This is a genomic window from Luedemannella helvata (assembly GCF_039528415.1).
Classification (GTDB): domain Bacteria; phylum Actinomycetota; class Actinomycetes; order Mycobacteriales; family Micromonosporaceae; genus Luedemannella; species Luedemannella helvata.
This window is the reverse complement of record NZ_BAAALS010000121.1, coordinates 1-691: the sequence shown is the minus strand read 5'-3', so window position 1 is coordinate 691 and position 691 is coordinate 1. Positions and strand designations below refer to the sequence as shown.

Annotated in this window: 1 protein-coding gene; it reads left to right on the top strand. The window is 64.7% G+C overall.

Features of this window, described 5'->3' with window-relative positions; translation table 11 throughout:
- Nucleotides 1-691 (top strand): pectate lyase family protein (locus ABD191_RS29040; RefSeq protein WP_344089169.1); only part of this gene is annotated, 691 nt, incomplete at its 3' end.

The following is a 691-nucleotide window of genomic DNA, read 5'->3' as shown; positions in this document are numbered from 1 at the left end:
ATGCTGCGGGTGCGGTCGAACAAGACGATCATCGGGAACTCCGGTGCGACGATCGCCGGTTGCGGGTTCAACATCAGCGGCGACCGTAACGTGATCATCCGGAATCTGAACTTCACGGGTTGGAACGACGACGCGGTCAACGTGCAGGAGTCGGCGACCAACGTCTGGATCGACCACAACTCGTTCTCCAACGGCTACGACGGTGCCGTGGACATCAAGCGCGGCTCGGACTTCGTCACCGTGTCCTGGAACCGGGTGTTCAACCACGACAAGTCGATGCTGCTCGGTCACAGCGACGACAACGGCGCCCAGGACCGTGGCCACCTGCGGGTGACGTATCACCACAACTACTTCGACGGCACCACCCAACGCCACCCGCGGGTGCGGTTCGGTAACCCGGTGCACGTCTACAACAACTACTACCGGTCCAACTCCGGCTACGGGGTGGCCTCCACCGAGGGCGCCGGCGTGCTCGTCGAGGGCAACTACTTCGACAACGTCAAGGACCCCTACCACCTCGGCGAGGGCGACTCCGGCCCGGGCAGCCTGGTGGCCCGCAACAACTACTTCGTCAACTCGGGCTCGGGTCAGACCGGCGGCAGCGTCGCGTCGATCCCGTACCAGTACAGCCTCGACGCGGCCAGCTCGGTGAAGTCCATCGTCCAGGCCGGCGCCGGCGCCGGCAAGATCA